Source organism: Microbacterium testaceum (genome assembly GCF_001476285.1).
Classification (GTDB): domain Bacteria; phylum Actinomycetota; class Actinomycetes; order Actinomycetales; family Microbacteriaceae; genus Microbacterium; species Microbacterium testaceum_B.
In genome coordinates this window covers 112,147-127,955 of record NZ_LDRU01000020.1, presented here as the reverse complement: position 1 = coordinate 127,955, position 15,809 = coordinate 112,147, and the positions used below count along the sequence as shown (strand labels likewise).

Annotated in this window: 18 protein-coding genes and 4 tRNA genes; 7 read left to right on the top strand and 15 right to left on the bottom strand. The window is 68.4% G+C overall.

The features are described 5' to 3' along the window. Positions 1-102: 102 nt before the first annotated feature. Positions 103-669, bottom strand: a complete 567-nt coding sequence (locus NS283_RS04545) for an HIT family protein (RefSeq protein WP_058595686.1) — start codon at positions 667-669, stop codon at positions 103-105. After that, positions 666-2,666 carry a threonine--tRNA ligase gene (thrS, locus tag NS283_RS04540; protein WP_058595685.1) on the bottom strand — a complete coding sequence of 667 codons (2,001 nt, stop codon included), beginning with the start codon at positions 2,664-2,666 and terminating at the stop codon, positions 666-668. The genes NS283_RS04545 and thrS overlap by 4 nt, the downstream gene beginning before the upstream one ends. Before the next feature lie 82 nt (positions 2,667-2,748). Here thrS and NS283_RS04535 point away from each other — a divergent pair, with 82 nt between their 5' ends. Then, positions 2,749-3,900, top strand: a complete 1,152-nt coding sequence (locus tag NS283_RS04535; protein WP_081317255.1) for an SLC13 family permease — start codon at positions 2,749-2,751, stop codon at positions 3,898-3,900. 3 nt (positions 3,901-3,903) lie between these two features. On the opposite strand, the gene NS283_RS04530 is transcribed toward NS283_RS04535, so the two are convergent. The 5 genes from NS283_RS04530 to NS283_RS04510 form a co-directional block, all read right to left on the bottom strand. Beyond that, a complete protein-coding gene (locus tag NS283_RS04530; RefSeq protein ID WP_058595684.1) occupies positions 3,904-4,296 on the bottom strand; it encodes a PPOX class F420-dependent oxidoreductase in 393 nt (130 codons plus the stop codon). Between the two features lie 39 nt (positions 4,297-4,335). Continuing rightward, positions 4,336-4,719 carry a DUF7882 family protein gene (locus NS283_RS04525; protein ID WP_058595683.1) on the bottom strand — a complete coding sequence of 128 codons (384 nt, stop codon included), beginning with the start codon at positions 4,717-4,719 and terminating at the stop codon, positions 4,336-4,338. A 194-nt stretch (positions 4,720-4,913) separates the two neighbouring features. Next, positions 4,914-5,327: a PPOX class F420-dependent oxidoreductase gene (locus NS283_RS04520; protein ID WP_058595682.1), complete on the bottom strand. Its 414-nt coding sequence runs from the start codon at positions 5,325-5,327 to the stop codon at positions 4,914-4,916. Between the two features lie 65 nt (positions 5,328-5,392). After that, positions 5,393-5,764 carry a hypothetical protein gene (locus NS283_RS04515; RefSeq protein ID WP_058595681.1) on the bottom strand — a complete coding sequence of 124 codons (372 nt, stop codon included), beginning with the start codon at positions 5,762-5,764 and terminating at the stop codon, positions 5,393-5,395. 185 nt (positions 5,765-5,949) lie between these two features. Further along, positions 5,950-6,324, bottom strand: a complete 375-nt coding sequence (locus NS283_RS04510) for a hypothetical protein (protein WP_153001243.1) — start codon at positions 6,322-6,324, stop codon at positions 5,950-5,952. Positions 6,325-6,475: 151 nt separating this feature from the next. Between NS283_RS04510 and NS283_RS04505 the strand changes: the two genes are divergently transcribed. Further along, positions 6,476-6,784 carry a hypothetical protein gene (locus NS283_RS04505; protein ID WP_058595679.1) on the top strand — a complete coding sequence of 103 codons (309 nt, stop codon included), beginning with the start codon at positions 6,476-6,478 and terminating at the stop codon, positions 6,782-6,784. A 150-nt stretch (positions 6,785-6,934) separates the two neighbouring features. On the opposite strand, the gene NS283_RS04500 is transcribed toward NS283_RS04505, so the two are convergent. The 3 genes from NS283_RS04500 to NS283_RS04490 form a co-directional block, all read right to left on the bottom strand. After that, positions 6,935-7,009, bottom strand: a tRNA-Val gene (locus NS283_RS04500). 27 nt (positions 7,010-7,036) lie between these two features. Then, positions 7,037-7,107: transfer RNA gene (locus NS283_RS04495), tRNA-Cys, on the bottom strand. A 65-nt stretch (positions 7,108-7,172) separates the two neighbouring features. Further along, a tRNA-Gly gene (locus NS283_RS04490) sits at positions 7,173-7,244 on the bottom strand. Between the two features lie 152 nt (positions 7,245-7,396). Between NS283_RS04490 and NS283_RS04485 the strand changes: the two genes are divergently transcribed. Further along, positions 7,397-7,472, top strand: a tRNA-Val gene (locus tag NS283_RS04485). A gap of 50 nt (positions 7,473-7,522) precedes the next feature. Here NS283_RS04485 and NS283_RS04480 read toward each other — a convergent pair. From NS283_RS04480 to zapE, 4 genes are all read right to left on the bottom strand, one after another. Further along, positions 7,523-8,038, bottom strand: coding sequence for an ASCH domain-containing protein (locus tag NS283_RS04480; protein ID WP_058595678.1), 516 nt, complete (start codon positions 8,036-8,038; stop codon positions 7,523-7,525). A 22-nt stretch (positions 8,039-8,060) separates the two neighbouring features. After that, positions 8,061-8,570 carry a type II toxin-antitoxin system PemK/MazF family toxin gene (locus NS283_RS04475; protein WP_081317254.1) on the bottom strand — a complete coding sequence of 170 codons (510 nt, stop codon included), beginning with the start codon at positions 8,568-8,570 and terminating at the stop codon, positions 8,061-8,063. 123 nt (positions 8,571-8,693) lie between these two features. Then, positions 8,694-9,968: an ammonium transporter gene (locus NS283_RS04470; protein ID WP_058595677.1), complete on the bottom strand. Its 1,275-nt coding sequence runs from the start codon at positions 9,966-9,968 to the stop codon at positions 8,694-8,696. A gap of 169 nt (positions 9,969-10,137) precedes the next feature. Next, positions 10,138-11,175, bottom strand: coding sequence for a cell division protein ZapE (gene zapE / locus NS283_RS04465; protein ID WP_058595676.1), 1,038 nt, complete (start codon positions 11,173-11,175; stop codon positions 10,138-10,140). Between the two features lie 120 nt (positions 11,176-11,295). Between zapE and NS283_RS04460 the strand changes: the two genes are divergently transcribed. Then, entirely contained in the window at positions 11,296-12,198 is a 903-nt protein-coding gene (locus NS283_RS04460; RefSeq protein ID WP_058595675.1) for a sulfurtransferase, read from the top strand. Positions 12,199-12,232: 34 nt separating this feature from the next. Beyond that, on the top strand, positions 12,233-12,685 hold the full coding sequence (locus NS283_RS04455) for a SufE family protein (RefSeq protein ID WP_193751227.1): 453 nt from the start codon (positions 12,233-12,235) through the stop codon (positions 12,683-12,685). 26 nt (positions 12,686-12,711) lie between these two features. On the opposite strand, the gene NS283_RS04450 is transcribed toward NS283_RS04455, so the two are convergent. Further along, positions 12,712-13,962 (bottom strand): alpha/beta hydrolase family protein, encoded by a 1,251-nt coding sequence (locus NS283_RS04450; RefSeq protein ID WP_058595673.1) that lies wholly within the window; start codon positions 13,960-13,962, stop codon positions 12,712-12,714. Between the two features lie 73 nt (positions 13,963-14,035). Between NS283_RS04450 and NS283_RS04445 the strand changes: the two genes are divergently transcribed. Both NS283_RS04445 and NS283_RS04440 read left to right on the top strand, forming a co-directional pair. Continuing rightward, the gene (locus NS283_RS04445; RefSeq protein WP_058595672.1) at positions 14,036-14,578 is read left to right on the top strand and encodes a DUF3000 domain-containing protein; all 543 of its coding nucleotides are present in this window, start codon (positions 14,036-14,038) and stop codon (positions 14,576-14,578) included. Next, the gene (locus tag NS283_RS04440) at positions 14,571-15,767 is read left to right on the top strand and encodes a ribonuclease D (protein ID WP_058595671.1); all 1,197 of its coding nucleotides are present in this window, start codon (positions 14,571-14,573) and stop codon (positions 15,765-15,767) included. Before NS283_RS04445 ends, NS283_RS04440 begins: the two co-directional genes overlap by 8 nt. The last annotated feature ends 42 nt before the right edge of the window (positions 15,768-15,809 follow it).

Genomic DNA, 15,809 nt, shown 5'->3' with positions numbered 1-15,809 from the left:
CTCAGATGGACCAGGCGAGCGCCGAGAAGCGCGCATCAGCGCCAAAAGACGTCAGCGGGTGCCCGCCCTCGGGCGGGCGTGCCCGCCAGGGTGAGGGTGCGGTCAGTCGGCCCAGGCGTCCGCGACCGTCCGGCGGACGTCGCCGAGGAGCTGCGGCAGCGCCTTCGTCTTGGCGATGATCGGGAAGAAGTTCGCATCCGAGGCCCACCGCGGCACGATGTGCTGGTGCAGGTGCGCGTCGACACCGGCCCCCGCGATCGCGCCCTGGTTCATGCCGAGGTTGAAGCCGTCGCACCGCGACACCGCGCGCAGCACGCGCATCCCGCGCTGGGTCAGCGCGCCGATCTCGGCCACCTCTTCGTCGGTCGCCTGGTCGTACGTGGCGATGTGACGGTACGGGCACACCAGCAGATGACCCGAGTTGTACGGGAAGAGGTTGAGCAGCACGTAGGCGGTCTTCCCGCGCGCGACGATCAGGCCGTCCTCATCGGACTTGCCGGGCGCCGCGCAGAACGGGCAGTTCTGCTCCATCGGCTCGCGACCCGCCGAGATGTACGCCATGCGGTGCGGGGTCCACAGCCGCTGGAACTCGTCCGGCACTCCCGGAAGCGTCGCGGCGTCGACGAGAGACGCCTCGTCGGCCGCGACGGCATCCGGATCGCTCGTCACGCGAGATCCTCCGCGGTGTTCACGAGCGTGCGAGCCGCGATGGCGCCGGTGATGCGCGCGACGGCCTCGTCGACCGGGATGCCGTTGAGCTGGGTTCCATCACGGAACCGGAACGAGACCGTGCCGTTCGAGCGGTCCTGCTCGCCGGCGATCAGCATGAGCGGCACCTTCTGCGTGGTGTGCGTGCGGATCTTCTTCTGCATGCGGTCGTCGCTGTGGTCGGCCTCGGCGCGGACGCCCTTGGTCTTGAGGTCGGCGACGATGCCCTGCAGGTAGTCGCCGTACTCGGCGGCGACCGGCACGGCAACGACCTGCACGGGCGCGAGCCACACGGGGAACGCGCCGGCGTAGTGCTCGAGCAGGATCGCGAAGAAGCGCTCGACCGAGCCGAAGAGGGCGCGGTGGATCATGACGGGCCGGTGCTTCTCGCCGTCGGGTCCGGTGTACTCGAGCTCGAAGCGCTCGGGCTGGTTAAAGTCGAGCTGGATGGTCGACATCTGCCACGTGCGGCCGATGGCGTCGCGCGCCTGAACCGAGATCTTCGGGCCGTAGAACGCCGCCCCACCCGGATCGGGCACGAGCTCGAGGCCCGACGCCTCGGCGACTTCGCGCAACGTCTCGGTGGCCTCGACCCAGAGGGAGTCGTCGCCGATGAACTTCGGGTTGCCCTCCTCCTTCGTCGACAGTTCGAGGTAGAAGTCGTTGAGGCCGTAGTCGCGCAGCGTCTGCAGCACGAAGTCGAGGCTGTGGGTCAGTTCGCCCTTCACCTGGTCGGCGGTGACATAGATGTGCGTGTCGTCCTGGGTCATGCCGCGCACACGGGTGAGGCCCGACAGCGTGCCGCTCTTCTCGTAGCGGTACACCGACCCGAACTCGCTCAGGCGCAGGGGCAGCTCGCGGTAGCTGCGCCCGCGCGAGCGGAAGATCAGGTTGTGGAACGGGCAGTTCATGGGCTTCAGGTAGTACTCCTGGCCCTCGCGCGACACGTGCCCGTCGGCATCCACCACCTCGTCGAGCACCATCGGGGGGTACATGCCGTCGGCGTACCACTGCAGGTGCCCGCTCGTCATGAACAGGTCGCCCTTGGTGATGTGCGGGGTGTTGACGACCTCGTACCCGCTGGCGAGCAGGCGCTCGCGCATGTAGCGCTCGATCTCGTAGCGGATGATGCCGCCCTTGGGATGGAACACCGAGAGACCGGGTCCGATCTCGTCGGGGAACGAGAAGAGGTCGAGCTCCTTGCCGAGCTTGCGGTGGTCGCGCTTCGCGGCCTCCTCGAGGCGGTGCTGATACGCGCGCAGTTCGTCCTTCGTGGGCCACGCGGTGCCGTAGATGCGCTGCAACTGCGGGTTCTTCTCGCTGCCGCGCCAGTAGGCGCCTGCGATGCGGGTGAGGTCCCACCCGTTGCCGATGAGGCGCGTGCCGGGCACGTGGGGTCCGCGGCAGAGGTCTTTCCACGCGGTCTCGCCGTCGCGGGTGACGTTGTCGTAGATCGTCAGCTCGCCGGCGCCGACCTCGACGTTCGCGCCCTCCGCGATGTCGCCGGCTGAGCCTGCCGAAGCCCCGCCCTTGAGCCCGATGAGCTCGAGCTTGAACGGCTCGTCGGCGAGCTCCGTACGGGCCTCGTCGTCGGTGACGACACGGCGGACGAACCGCTGGTTCTCGCGGACGATCCGCTCCATCTCCTTCTTGATGACCTTGAGGTCTTCCGGGGTGAAGGGCTCGTCGACCTGGAAGTCGTAGTAGAAGCCGTCGGTGACGGGCGGGCCGATCCCCAGGTTCGCCTGCGGCTTGACGCGCTGCACGGCCTGCGCGAGCACGTGCGCCGTCGAGTGCCGCAGGATCGACAGGCCGTCGGCGCTGTCGATCGTGACGGGCTCCACCTCGTCGTCGGCCGTGACGGTCGTGGCGAGGTCTTTCAGCTCGCCGTTGACGCGCAGGGCGACAACCGATCGGTCGGGGAAGAGGGCGAAGCCATCGGCGGGAAAATCAGTCACAGCACATCTCCTGAAAGGGTCGGTTCCAGGCTACCGGGCGGGCGTGACCTCGTTGGCACCCGGCGTGCCTCATAGTGGAGCGGTGACTTTGGCCATCATCGGCGGCGTGCTCTGGATCCTCGGGATCATCGCGCTGCTCACCGGCGTCTTCCCCGCGGATGACGCCCTCGCCGTCGCCGACCGCGTCTGGCCCATCCTGCTGTTCGTCGTCGCCGTCACGATCGTGGCGGAGCTGGCATCCAAGGCCGGGCTCTTCGACGTCGTGGCCGCGCGCCTCGCCCGTGTCGCGCGCGGGCGCACGGTGTGGCTGTGGGTGCTGGTCGTGGCGCTCGCGACGGTCGCGACGGCGTTCCTCTCGCTCGACACGACAGCGGTGCTGCTGACGCCGGTCGTCGTCTCGATGGCCGTGGCGCGCAAGCTCGACCCGCTCCCCTTCGCCTTCGTGACCGTCGTCCTGGCGAACACCGCCTCGCTCGTGCTGCCGGTGTCGAATCTCACCAATCTGTTGGCATCCGAGGCTCTGGGCGGCGGACACGACCCGGTGGCCTTCCTCGCCCTGCTCGGGCCGTCTGCGCTGATCGCGATCGCCGTCTCGGTCGTGGTGTTGACGCTCGTGTTCCTCCGCCGTCTGCCGAAGACGTATCCGGATGCCGCCTCCCCCACCGTGTCGGACCCGCTTCTCCTGCGCGTCGCCGGCATCGTGACCGTCGCGCTGCTCCCGCTCCTGGTGGTCGGTCTCGAACCGTGGATGCCGGCCCTCGGTGCCGCGATCGTCCTCGTGGCGGCGTTCGCGTGGCGCGCGCCGGCGGCTCTCGGCATCCGTCTCGTGCCGTGGTCGCTGCTGGTGTTCGCCGGCGGACTGTTCCTCGCCGTCGGTGCGCTAGAAGCCCTGGGCATCGGTCGCGTCACCTCGGTGCTCGCCGGCACCGGAGACGACCTCGTCTCGCTCTGGCAGGTCGCCGGAGTGGGCGCTCTGGCCGCGAACGGCATCAACAACCTCCCCGCCTACCTCGCGCTGGAGTCGGTCGCGGGCTCCCCCGCCCGCCTGGCGGCCCTGCTCATCGGCGTGAACGCGGGTCCGATCGTGACGCCGTGGGCGTCTCTCGCGACCCTCCTGTGGCACGATCGCCTGGTCGCTGCCGGTATCGAGGTGAAGTGGGGACGCTTCATCGTGCTCGGTGCGGTGATCGCGCCCCTCATCCTCGTGCTGGGTGTGCTCCCCCTCGCGCTGTGAGGCTCAGTCCTCGTAGGTGCGCGACCACACCTTGCGCGGTTCGATGAACCACACGGCGAGTCCCTCCCGCATTCCGTAAGGGCGTCCCTCGTACAGATGCGAGATGCGGTCGACGTACGGCAGGGCTTCGTCACCCTCCAGCCGACCGACGGCCTCTCCTCGGACGAACGCCATCGAGTACGGGTTTTCGGCCCCGGTCACCGAGATCGCGACGCGAGGATCCCGGCGGAGGTTGCGGTCCTTGAGCGTGTCGACCTCCGTGAAGAAGACCAGCCGCTCGCCGTCCACGTCCACCCAGATCGGGGTCGATTGGGGAGAGCCGTCCCGCATGAGCGTCGCCAGGTGGGCGACCGCCGTGGTCTCGAAGAAGGGCTTGGTCTCGATCCAGTCGCTCATGGAGGCGACAACCCGCGCTCGTGGCGGTGATATTCCCGGTCAGCGTTGGGAGTCAGCGGCCATCGGTTCGTTCGGCACCTCGCGGAAGACCATCTCCTCGCGCTGCATGCTCTCGCGCGGGGTGAATTCCTCGGGCTCGGGAATCACGTAGAGACCGCGACCCGAGTTGGCGTTGTACGTCAGAGCGTGCAGCCACGGGGCGCTCAACTGCGGGGTGCGACTCCCGTGGTACTTGAACACAAGGGACACGTGCGGGTGGATGTAGACGGTCGTCCGCCCGCCCCCCGTGCTGATGTCGTCCTTCCAGGTGAACGGAAAGCTCTCCCCTCGGCGCACCTTGGCCATGATGACCGCCTGCAGGTGCGCGAGGAGCCGGTCCTCGAATTCCATCTTCGTGTTGCCGTCGTAGATGAACTTGCCCATACGGAACCTCGTCGCCGGCACCCCGTCGCACCGCGCATCTTCCGGCGAGAAGAAGGGGGACGCGGATGCCGGGGGTGCCAGCCGCTTTCCCGCAAGCTTTCGCGACTCGGTAAGAACAGCAAACCCCCTTGCGCGAGACTGCGGTTCGGGTACATCCTGCGGCGCGGAGTGGCCTGCGGCGTCGCGACGTAGCGTCAGTCTCCGCGACTGATGCGGAGGATCACCCGGTCGCCCGGACGTCGCTGGATCTTGCGCACCAGCGCCTCGAATCCGAGGATGGCGCGGTACTGCAGACCGTACTTCCGCCGCAGCGCCGAGTCCGCGCGCCGATCGTCGGTCGCGGGACCGGCGACTCGTCCGTGCGCTGTGACGGTGATGGCATCCGGTTCCACCGAACCCATGCGGCTGCACGGGCGCAGGGTGACGCGGGGGTCGTTGCGGAGGCGCTTGACTTTGCCGGTGTTGCGTTCACTCGTGACGACGAGCTCGTCACCGTCGCGGGCGATCCAGACGGGGACGGCGACCTCGGCGCCGTTGCGCCGGAAGGTTCCGAGCGAGACGAACGGCGATGCGGCGATCTCACGCCACTGCGTGTCGGGGACGGTCATGCGAACACGCTAGCCGCCGTCGCGGGTCGGCGTGTGGGACTTGCGGCGCACGGGCTCGATACGGATCAGCCGTGCGATCCGCTCTGGCGGTCCCACTCGAGCGACTTCCACTGCAGGAACGAGCAGAGGTTGCCGGCGACGACGAGCTCGGCCGCGAGAGACGCGATGTCGTGGATCGAGAGCGTCAGATCTTCGGGGCGCCCCGTGAGCGTCGCTTCCCACACGGGATCGTCGTAGCCGCGCGGCTGCATGTAGATCGAGGCTTTCGCGTTACGGAGGCTCATGATGACGAGGCCGGTGTCCTGCCGGTCGGCGTCTTCTTGCTGGGCCACTCGGAGAGTGCCCGCCACGATGTGGCCCTGATCTTTGAACTCCTGCACCCACTCTTCGAGCTGCTCACGCGATCGACGCGGGGGCGAATCCTGAAGCTCATCCATAGGAGACAGGATGCCACGACCCGGATGACCACGCTGCGATGGATGGCCTTGTGGGCGACCCCTGGCCGCTCGTGACGCGGCTGATCTCACACGGCCGTGTTCGCGCCCTTGCGGCTCGATCCATTCATCACGTTCCGGTCGGACCGTGCAGGCCTCACGAGAGCGAAGGCTCTCCACGGGCCGCCTCAGTCGGCATGCCGGCCGCTGTTGCGGTCCCAGTCCAGCGACTTCCATTGCAGGAACGCGCACAGGTTGCCCGCGATGACGACCTCGGCCGCGAGGTTGGCGATGTCGTTCACGGACATGACGTGATCGTCGGTCTGTGCCGAGAGCGTCGCCTCCCATATGGGGTCGTCGTATCCGCGGGGTTTGATGTGGATGGAGGACGGGGCGTTGCGCAGATGCACGATGACGAGACCGGTATCCTCGCGGTCCGCGTCTTCTTGTGGGGCGACCGAAATCCTCCCCGGGATGCAGTGACCACCGTCCTCGAACTCCTTCACCCAAGCCTCGAGCTGTCGGCGCGAGCGGCGGGGCGGGGAATCCTCGATTTCGGTCACCGTCCGATTATCTCGGGTGGCGACGGCTTTTCACCGCTCAGCGGCGCATCGGCGGGCACGGTGACGGGCGAAGAGGGCCGGAGTGTGCATCGTGCTCCGCAGGAGCACAACCCCGTCGCGAGGCCCGCCGGGTCGATCTAGCTTGCCGTGCATGGGGAGCAGCATCGAGCGAATCAGCCTGACCGTGAACGGAGTGAGTTACGCACTCGGCCCGCTTGAAGCCCTCGACGATCTCCGCGAGCAGATCCTCCGGGCAGCCCGCGCGGCAGGCGGCTTCCTCAATGTCACCGCCGACGGCGGGCAACGACTCACCTTCTTCGTTACCGCCGCGACGGCCATCGCCATCTCCGTCTCGACAGTCGCGCTCAACTCGGACACTGCTGATGGGACCTCTGGCCGGGGCGCGGGCGACGCGTTCTCCGACTACGAAGACGACGACATCCCCTTCGACATCATCTAGGCCTGTCGGTGCCGCGGGGCGAGGTCACTTCGGGAGCGCCATCCCCCATCTGAAGTGCGGGCGTCTTCTCCCGAGAACTCGCAGTTCTCGCTCTGAATGTCTCGCACTGGTCCAGACAAACAAAAAACCCCCGGAAATCCGGGGGTTCGATGGTGCGCGATACTGGGATCGAACCAGTGACCTCTTCCGTGTCAGGGAAGCGCGCTACCGCTGCGCCAATCGCGCCTGTACAGGCTGTTCAGTTATGAAGCGAGGTGGCGACGGGATTCGAACCCGTGTAAACGGCTTTGCAGGCCGGTGCCTAGCCGCTCGGCCACGCCACCGTGTGTGGTTCGACCCACGTGTCGTGATCTGTCGTCGGTTTCCCTGACGATGATCCCTTCACTCGAGCGGATGACGAGATTCGAACTCGCGACCCTCACCTTGGCAAGGTGATGCGCTACCACTGCGCTACATCCGCATTTCGTTCCCGGGGCTTGCCCCGAGCACTCGTAAGACATTACCCGATCTGAGCACGGGTGCAAAACCAGGCGCGCCCCGGGTGTGTCTCGCCGACGTGGTTCGGAGCACGTCGCGGCATCCGGTACGATCGATGAGTCCCGTTCGGGATGCGGGCGATTGGCGCAGTTGGTAGCGCGCTTCCTTCACACGGAAGAGGTCATCAGTTCGAGTCTGGTATCGCCCACCACAGAAGCCCCCGGTTCCCCGGGGGCTTCTTCGTTTCCAGTGCGCCGCCGATCAGCGGCCGGCGTCCGCGTGCTCCGGCGGCCATGCCACGGAGAAGCGTTCGAAGATGATCTCGTCGCTCTCCTCGGACCACTCGCGCCCCAGGGCCGCCGAGATCCGCGTCCAGTACCGACGGTGTTCGACTCGCCAGCTCTCGAGGGACCGATCGTCCTCGCCCTCGTCGTAGGCGAATCGCGCGTCGGCGCTGCCGAAGACGCCGAGACGCATCTCGGTCGTGCGCAGGATCGCGCGGGGCGTCCCGCGGCCATCGCACGCGATCCAGTGCGAGCCGATTCGGGGCAGCTGCTGATCTTCGGCGATGTACTCCGCGACGAGCGACGAGGTGGCGCGTTTCTCCCCCTCGAGCACGTGCGCGAGCAACTCGTCGGCCAGCCTCTCGGAGTCGCCGAAGTGCTCGACGGTGTACTCGGGACAGGCGGCGACGGCGTCGGGATGGGCGTCGGCGTACTCCTGCCACATCCGGACCGCGGCGGCGGTGTCGACGACGATGGGTGAAACGGTGCTCATTCACCCATCCTGACAGCCGTCGTCAGCCGCGCTTCCACCCGTAGCGGGCCGTCAGCGCGGCCGCGACCGTGTCGAAGCGCCGCCGATCCAGGGCGGCGGCCTCTCGACGCATCCCGGCATCGTGCACGAGGTACAGCTGCTCGATGTCGACCCACGAGGGACGCCGCTGCGGGTCCCACTCCCCCGTGCCGAGGGACAGGTACTGCCGATCGCCGTCGTGCGGCTTGCTGGTCAGCCGTAGGGCGTACGAGCGGGTGGCATCCGCCCGTCCGATGACGAGGACAGGACGATCCTTGCCACGCCCGTCGCGCTCTTCGTACGGCACCCACGTCCAGACGATCTCTCCCCCGTCCGGCGCGTTGTCGCGCTGCGGGGCGTACGAGATCGTGAGGTGGCGCGGCGGCTCGATTTCGAGCGTCTGGGCGTCGGCTGGCGCCGTGACGGCTCGTGCGGGCGCAGAGGCCGGCCTGGCCGGTGCCGTCGAGCGGAACATCCCGAGGAAAGCCGACACGAGTCGAGAGGTGGTTCCCATTCCCCCACCCTAGGCATCCGTGCACTCGACTCCGACGGAGCGCAGCGCACGGCAGCGTGGGGCGAAAACGAGAGACGGGGCGCCACCGACGAATCGGTGACGCCCCGTCCGGGGTGAGGAGGCTCAGGCGCGAGCGTCGGTCAGGACGTAGCCCTCTTCACCGTGAACCACGGTGTCGATACCGGCGATCTCGTCCTCGTTCTTGACGCGGAAGCCGATCGTCTTCTCGATCGCGAAGCCGATGACGAAGGCGAGAACGAACGAGTACACCAGGACTGCGAGGGCGGCGATCGCCTGCACCAGCAGCTGGTTCAGCGAGCCGCTGTAGATGAGGCCGGTGGTGTTGGCGAAAATGCCGAGGTACAGCGTTCCGAGCAGACCGCCGACGAGGTGGATGCCGACCACGTCGAGCGAGTCGTCGAAGCCGAGCTTGAACTTCAGCTCGATCGCCAGGGCGCAGACGGCACCGGCGACGAGACCCAGCACGATGGCCCAGATCGGCGTCAGTGCGGCGCACGCCGGGGTGATGGCGACGAGACCGGCGACGGCGCCCGAGGCGGCACCCACGGAGGTGGGCTTGCCGTCCTTGATCTTCTCGACGATCAGCCAGCTGAGCAGGGCTGCAGCGGGGGCGGCGATCGTGTTGACGAAGGCGAGGGCTGCGGTGCCGTCAGCGGCGAGCTCGGAGCCCGCGTTGAAGCCGAACCAGCCGAACCACAGGAGGCCCGCACCGAGGAGCACGAACGGCGGGTTGTGGGGGACGTGGGCGCCCTTCTGGAAGCCGACGCGCTTGCCGAGGACGAGCGCGAGGGCGAGAGCCGCGGCACCGGCGTTGATGTGGACCGCGGTACCACCGGCGAAGTCGATCGCACCGACGCCGAACACGTCCTGCATACCGTGGGTGATCCAGCCGCCGTACGAGAACGAGCCGTCCTCGGCGAGACCGAAGTTGAAGACCCAGCTGGCGACGGGGAAGTAGACCACCGTCGACCACACGAAGGCGAAGATCATCCAGGCGCCGAACTTGGCGCGATCGGCGATGGCGCCCGAGACCAGGGCGACGGTGATGATGGCGAAGGTGGCCTGGAAGGCGACGAAGGCCAGCGGCGGGTACGCGGCGCCCTCAGGCGTCTCGAGGACACTGGCGAGACCGAACTCGTTCCAGTCGATCATCCAGGGAAGCTGGGTGACGCCGGCGTCGGTCGCCGGGAACGCGATCGCGTAGCCGTAGAGCACCCACAGCACGCCGATCAGGCCCATCGCGCCGAAGCTCATCATCATCATGCTGATGACGCTCTTCGCCTTGACGAGACCGCCGTAGAAGAATGCGAGTCCTGGCGTCATGAGCAGCACGAGGGCGGCTGCTAGCAGGATGAATGCGGTGTTGCCTTGATCCATCTCGGAGGAAACCTCTCTGCAGGGACGCAGGTGTAGCGTCGGGTCCCCCCAGTGTTCCCAGCCCCGGTTTCCATCTCCGTTCGAGAGGTGTTACGGGGACGTTACGGAGATCGGCCTCACGTAAACATCGCGTTTCGCGCGGCCGAGAGGCGCAGATGAGGACGCTGGATCAAGAGTGTGTAAGGGCGACGAGCCGCGACGTCGCGCGCAAGTACTTCTTGCGATACCCGCCCGCGAGCATCTCGTCGCTGAAGACCGTGTTCAGCGGGACGCCGGTCGCGCGGATCGGGATCTGCGCGTCGTACGCGCGATCGATGAACGCGACCAGGCGCAGGGCGGCGGACTGGTCGTGCAGGACCTGCACGTCGCGCAGCCCGATCGTGTCGACGCCGTCGATCAGACGGATGAAACGCGACGGGTGCACCCGGGCGAGGTGTCCGACGAGGTCGGAGAACGCGTCATCGGATACCACTCCGGTCGAGGCCGCGGCATCCATCGCCTGCCGGTATTCATCGTCGCCGAGCACCTTCGCTTCGCCGTCGATCGCACGCTGACGGAAGTCGGTCCCGTCGATGCGGATGGTCCTGAAGCTGTCCGCCATCGACTGGATCTCACGCAGGAAGTCCTGCGCCGCGAAGCGTCCCTCGCCGAGAGCGTTGGGCGGGGTGTTCGACGTCGCGGCCAACCGGGTTCCGGATGCCACGAGCTCCCCGAGCAGCCGCGTCATGACCATCGTGTCGCCCGGGTCGTCGAGCTCGAACTCGTCGATGCAGAGCAGATCGCTCCCGCGGAACAGTTCCACGGCCTTGGCGTAGCCGAGCACGCCGACGAGCGCGGTGTATTCGATGAACGATCCGAAGTACTTCCGGCGGGCCGGCATCGCGTGGTAGATCGACGCGAGCAGGTGCGTCTTGCCGACGCCGAAGCCGCCGTCGAGGTAGACCCCGGGCTTGACCGGCGCGACCTTCTCGGCGCGACGGAAGAACCCGCCCTTCTTCGCCGGGCTCGACTGCTTTCCGGCGAACGCCTGAAGGAGTTCTTTGGCTTCCTGCTGCGAGGGGTAGGCATCGTCGGCCCGATACGACTCGAAGGTCGCGCCGTCGAACTGCGGCGGCGGGACGAGGGCGTTCACCATCTCGGCACCGGTGACGGCGGGCTCGCGCTCCGTCAGGTGGATGAGGCCGGTCGTGGCGGGAGTGGAGGTCATGGCCGTCCTGTGTCCGAGTCTTACGGGATGGGTGCGTGCCCCATGCCGCGGATCTAGGGTCGATGGTGCGGTGTCCACCCTATGCCGCCGCACCCCCTGCCCCGACCGAGGAGATCTCCCGTGACCGTCGAGTTCGACACCAGCTCCCCCAAGTTCGCCGACTACGCCGAGCCCGGCCGTCTCGTGACCGGCGAGTGGCTCGAGCAGCGGCTCGGGCAACCGGGTCTGGTCGTCGTCGAGTCCGATGAGGACGTGCTCCTCTACGAGACCGGGCACATCCCCGGTGCGGTCAAGGTCGACTGGCACACCGAGCTCAACGATCCCGTCGTGCGCGACTACCTCGACGGCGAGGGCTTCGCGAAGCTGCTGAGCAAGAAGGGCATCGCGCGCGACGACACGGTCGTCATCTACGGCGACAAGAACAACTGGTGGGCCGCGTACGCCCTGTGGGTGTTCTCGCTCTTCGGGCACGAGGACGTTCGTCTCCTCGACGGCGGCCGCGACAAGTGGATCGCCGAGGGTCGCCCTCTCACGACCGAGCCGACCACCCGCGAGCCGGTCGAGTACCCGATCGTCGAGCGCGACGACGCATTGATCCGCGCCTACAAGGACGACGTGCTCGCGCACCTCGGCAACCCGCTCATCGATGTGCGCTCCCCCGAGGAGTACTCGGGCGAGCGCACCTCCGCTCCGGCGTACCCCGAAGAGGGGGCTCTCCGCGCGGGTCACATCCCGAGCGCCCAGAGCGTGCCGTGGGCCAAGGCCGTCGCCGAAGACGGCGGCTTCAAGTCGCGCGAAGAGCTGGATGCCATCTACCGCGACGGCGCGGGCCTGAAGGACGGCGACAAGATCGTGGCGTACTGCCGCATCGGCGAGCGCTCGAGCCACACCTGGTTCGTGCTGAAGCACCTCCTCGGCTTCGAGGACGTCCGCAACTACGACGGCTCGTGGACCGAGTGGGGCAGCGCCGTGCGTGTGCCGATCGTCTCGGGATCGGAGCCCGGCGAGGTGCCCTCGCGCTGAGCCCGGCGTTCGCGGGCGTGGGAGGATGACGGAGATGTCCGAGAACACCCTCCCCGCCCGCCTGGCCGAGATCCGCGACGAGTTCCTCGAGCTCGACGAGCCCGACCGGTTGCAGCTCCTGCTGGAGTTCTCGCAGGAGCTCCCCGCGGTGCCGGCCGAGTACGCCGATCACCCCGAGCTGCAGGAGCGGGTGGCCGAGTGCCAGTCGCCGGTGTACATCATCGTCACGGTCGACGACGCCGACCGCGTCGCGATGCACGCGACCGCGCCCGCCGAGGCTCCCACCACGCGGGGCTTCGCGAGCATCCTCGCTCAGGGTCTGACCGGACTGTCGGCCGACGAGGTGCTCGCCGTTCCCGACGATTTCCCGCAGAGCATCGGCCTCACCCGAGCGGTCAGCCCGCTGCGGATCGCGGGCATGACGGGCATGCTCATGCGCGCAAAGCGTCAGGTCGCCGCCAAGCGCGGCGCTTCAACAGGCGCCTGAACAGGACGCCCCAGCGGCGGCATCCCTCACTCTGCCGACGCGAGTCCCTGTCGTCGTACCCAGTCCTGGATCACGCGGGTGAAGCGTGTCTCGTCGTAGTTCCAGAGCTTCGTGTGGCGGGCCACCTCGAACGTCTCCATCGTGACGAGGTCGGGGCGAGCCTCCGCGAGGGCGTGCGAAGCGTCGCTGGGCACGAAACCGTCGTCGTCGCTGTGGAGGATCAGGACCGGATGCCGCAGCTCGTCCGCGTGGGCGACACGGTCGAGGCGGTCGAGGGGGATGGCCTCGCCGCGCACCAGACGGGCACCCCAGGCGGAGTCGAGGATGCGCTCGGTGAGACCGAGGACCGGGCGGGGCAGCTTGAGGAGGCGGCTCTGATAGCGCAGGACCGTGCGCCAGTCGACGACGGGTGATTCCAGGACGAGTCCGGCGATCAGGTCTCGATGCGTCGAGAAGGCCTCGGTCTGGAGGCACATCGCGCCGCCCATCGACCACCCCATGAGGATGATGCGGCGCGCGCCGTGGGCCGCGGCGTACTCGATCGCGGCATCGACGTCGCGCCACTCGGTCGCACCGAGCGCGTAGGTGCCGCTCGCGCTCTGCGGCGCCTCTCCGTCGTTGCGGTACGACACCGCGAGAGCCGTGATGCCGAGGGCGTGGAAGACCGGGACGGCGCGAAGCGTCTCGGCGCGCGTCGTGCCTCGACCGTGCACCTGGATGACCCAGACGCCGGACCCCTCTCCGCCGGACCCCTCTCCGCCGGACCCTTCGGAGGCGGAAACCGAGTCGGCGGGAAACTCCCACGCGGGGCAGGCCCCGACGGGGGTCTCGATCTGCACCGACCGGTACGGCAGCCGGAGCTGATCGGGTTCGTCGTAGTACCAGCCGCTGAAAGCCGCCTCGGCGGCGATGCTGTCGTCGGCGGCGACCTCGGTGAGGAGTTTCCGGGTGACCGTTGCGCCGTCGTCGGCGACCACCGACCCCAGCCGCAGATAGTCGGTGGTTCCGACGGTGAAGAGCCCGTACCGTCCCGGCAGGGCGGTGTCGTCGGTGCGGTCGAGGGTGACCGTCTGCGCGACGGTGTCGAGCGAGACGATCCGCGTGTTGGGAACTCGACCGGCGGGGGTGATGACGGTTCGAGCCATGCGGAACGAGACCGCGCTCAGAGCCGTGAGGCTCGCCCCGAAGGCCATCGCGAGAGTCGCGATCCCCACGCGTGCGATCGATGCGGTTCGTCGCGAGGGGCCGGGCCGCGCGGCGCGCCTGGGAGCGTTCATCGAGGCCTCACTCTAGTCTGTGGCCGTGACTGACCTGGGCTCACCCGAGGCGTCGACCCCTTTCGCCCGGGCGATGGAGGAGGTGCGCGCCGCCACGTTCCGTGACGATTTCGTCGTGCGCGAGATCCCCTCCCCCGCCGGCCTGGCGCCCCACTCCCTGGCGTTGGCGGGCGATGTCCGTCCGGAGGAACACTCGACCGACTCGCCTTTCGGCACGGGGCGCTTCATCCTGCTGCACGATCCGGACGAACCCGATGCGTGGGGTGGCGCGTGGCGTGTGGTGTGCTTCGCGCAGGCGCCGCTGGAGCCCGAGATCGGCATCGACCCCCTCCTGGCCCAGGTGGCGTGGTCGTGGCTCATCGACGCCCTCGACTCGCGCGGCGCCGAACGGCATTCCGAATCGGGCACCGCCACCAAGACCCTCTCGACCGGCTTCGGGGCCCTCGCGTCCCAGGGCGAGGGGTCGCAGATCGAACTTCGCGCGTCATGGTCGCCGCGTGGTCCCATCCGCCCCCATCTCGACGCGTGGGCGGAACTCGTGTGCATGCTGGCCGGCCTCCCCCCGGGGTCGGAGGGCGTCGCCGTCTTCGGAGCCCGGAGGCCCACCCGTGGTTGAGTACAACGTCATCGAGGATGCCGCCGGACTGGCGTCGGCATCCGATCGCCTCGCTGCGGGCACCGGGCCGGTCGCGGTGGACGTCGAGCGGGCATCGGGATTCCGCTACTCGCAGCGCGCGTACCTCATCCAGGTGTTCCGTCGGGAGGCGGGCGTCTTCCTCTTCGATCCGTCGACGATCGAGGACTTCTCGCCGCTGCAGGCCGCGATCGCAGACATCGAGTGGGTGTTCCACGCGGCCAGTCAGGACCTGCCGTCGCTGCGCGAGCGAGGTCTCGAACCCCCGCGCATCTTCGACACCGAGCTGGGTGCGCGACTGCTCGGACACGAGCGCGTCGGTCTCGGCGCCGTCGTCGAGCAGACCCTGGGCATCACGTTGGCAAAGGCCCACTCGGCGGCGGATTGGTCGACCCGTCCGCTCCCGGCATCCTGGCTCGAGTACGCCGCTCTCGACGTCGAGCACCTCATCGACGTGCGGGACGTGCTCGACGCCGAGCTCGATGAGCAGCAGAAGACCGAGTTCGCGCGGCAGGAGTTCCAGGCCGTCCTCGACCGCCTGCCGAAGCCGCCGCGTGAAGACCCGTGGCGGCGGATGAGCGGCCTCCACACGGTGCGCGGTCGCCGGGCGCTCGCGGTGGCCCGTGCGCTCTGGTGGGCCCGCGAGGAGTACGCCCGCGAGCAGGACGTCGCCCCCGGCCGGCTCGTCCCCGACCGCGCGCTGGTGGCCGCCGTGCTCGCGGATCCCGCGAGCAAGCAGGCGCTCGCCGGCGTCAAGGAGTTCAACGGGCGGGCCAGCCGTACTCAGCTCGACCGCTGGTGGAACGCCATCGTCGCCGGCCGCGAAGACACCGAGTTGCCGCCGGACCGGGTCCCCAGCGACACACTCCCGCCGCCCCGCGCGTGGGTCGACCGGAACCCCGAGGCCGACCGTCGGCTGAAGGCGGCTCGCCCCGCCGTCGAGGCGCGCGCCGAAGAACTGCGCATGCCGACCGAGAACCTCCTCACCCCCGAGACGCTTCGTCGGGTGGCGTGGGCTCCGCCCGCCGAGGTGACCGCCGAGACCATCGGGGCCGCCCTGGCGGAGCTCGGTGCGCGACCCTGGCAGATTGACCAGACCGCACAGGTGATCGCGGATAGCTTTGTAGCTTCCCTCAAAGCCGACGACGACGCCTCTGGCACGGATTCGTAGGTTCGGACAACCGATTCCTCGCCGGGAATCCGCCTTCCTAGG

Bases quoted from the DNA above. Each gene is read 5' to 3' on its own strand.
- NS283_RS04530 (WP_058595684.1), bottom strand. From the start codon at position 4,296: ATGAGCGACTGGATCGAGACCAAGCCCTTCTTCGAGACCACGGCGGTC.
- NS283_RS04525 (WP_058595683.1), bottom strand. From the start codon at position 4,719: ATGGGCAAGTTCATCTACGACGGCAACACGAAGATGGAATTCGAGGAC.
- NS283_RS04520 (WP_058595682.1), bottom strand. From the start codon at position 5,327: ATGACCGTCCCCGACACGCAGTGGCGTGAGATCGCCGCATCGCCGTTC.
- NS283_RS04515 (WP_058595681.1), bottom strand. From the start codon at position 5,764: ATGGATGAGCTTCAGGATTCGCCCCCGCGTCGATCGCGTGAGCAGCTC.
- NS283_RS04505 (WP_058595679.1), top strand. From the start codon at position 6,476: ATGGGGAGCAGCATCGAGCGAATCAGCCTGACCGTGAACGGAGTGAGT.
- NS283_RS04480 (WP_058595678.1), bottom strand. From the start codon at position 8,038: ATGAGCACCGTTTCACCCATCGTCGTCGACACCGCCGCCGCGGTCCGG.
- NS283_RS04475 (WP_081317254.1), bottom strand. From the start codon at position 8,570: ATGGGAACCACCTCTCGACTCGTGTCGGCTTTCCTCGGGATGTTCCGC.
- NS283_RS04470 (WP_058595677.1), bottom strand. From the start codon at position 9,968: ATGGATCAAGGCAACACCGCATTCATCCTGCTAGCAGCCGCCCTCGTG.
- zapE (WP_058595676.1), bottom strand. From the start codon at position 11,175: ATGACCTCCACTCCCGCCACGACCGGCCTCATCCACCTGACGGAGCGC.
- NS283_RS04455 (WP_193751227.1), top strand. From the start codon at position 12,233: ATGTCCGAGAACACCCTCCCCGCCCGCCTGGCCGAGATCCGCGACGAG.
- NS283_RS04450 (WP_058595673.1), bottom strand. From the start codon at position 13,962: ATGAACGCTCCCAGGCGCGCCGCGCGGCCCGGCCCCTCGCGACGAACC.
- NS283_RS04445 (WP_058595672.1), top strand. From the start codon at position 14,036: ATGGAGGAGGTGCGCGCCGCCACGTTCCGTGACGATTTCGTCGTGCGC.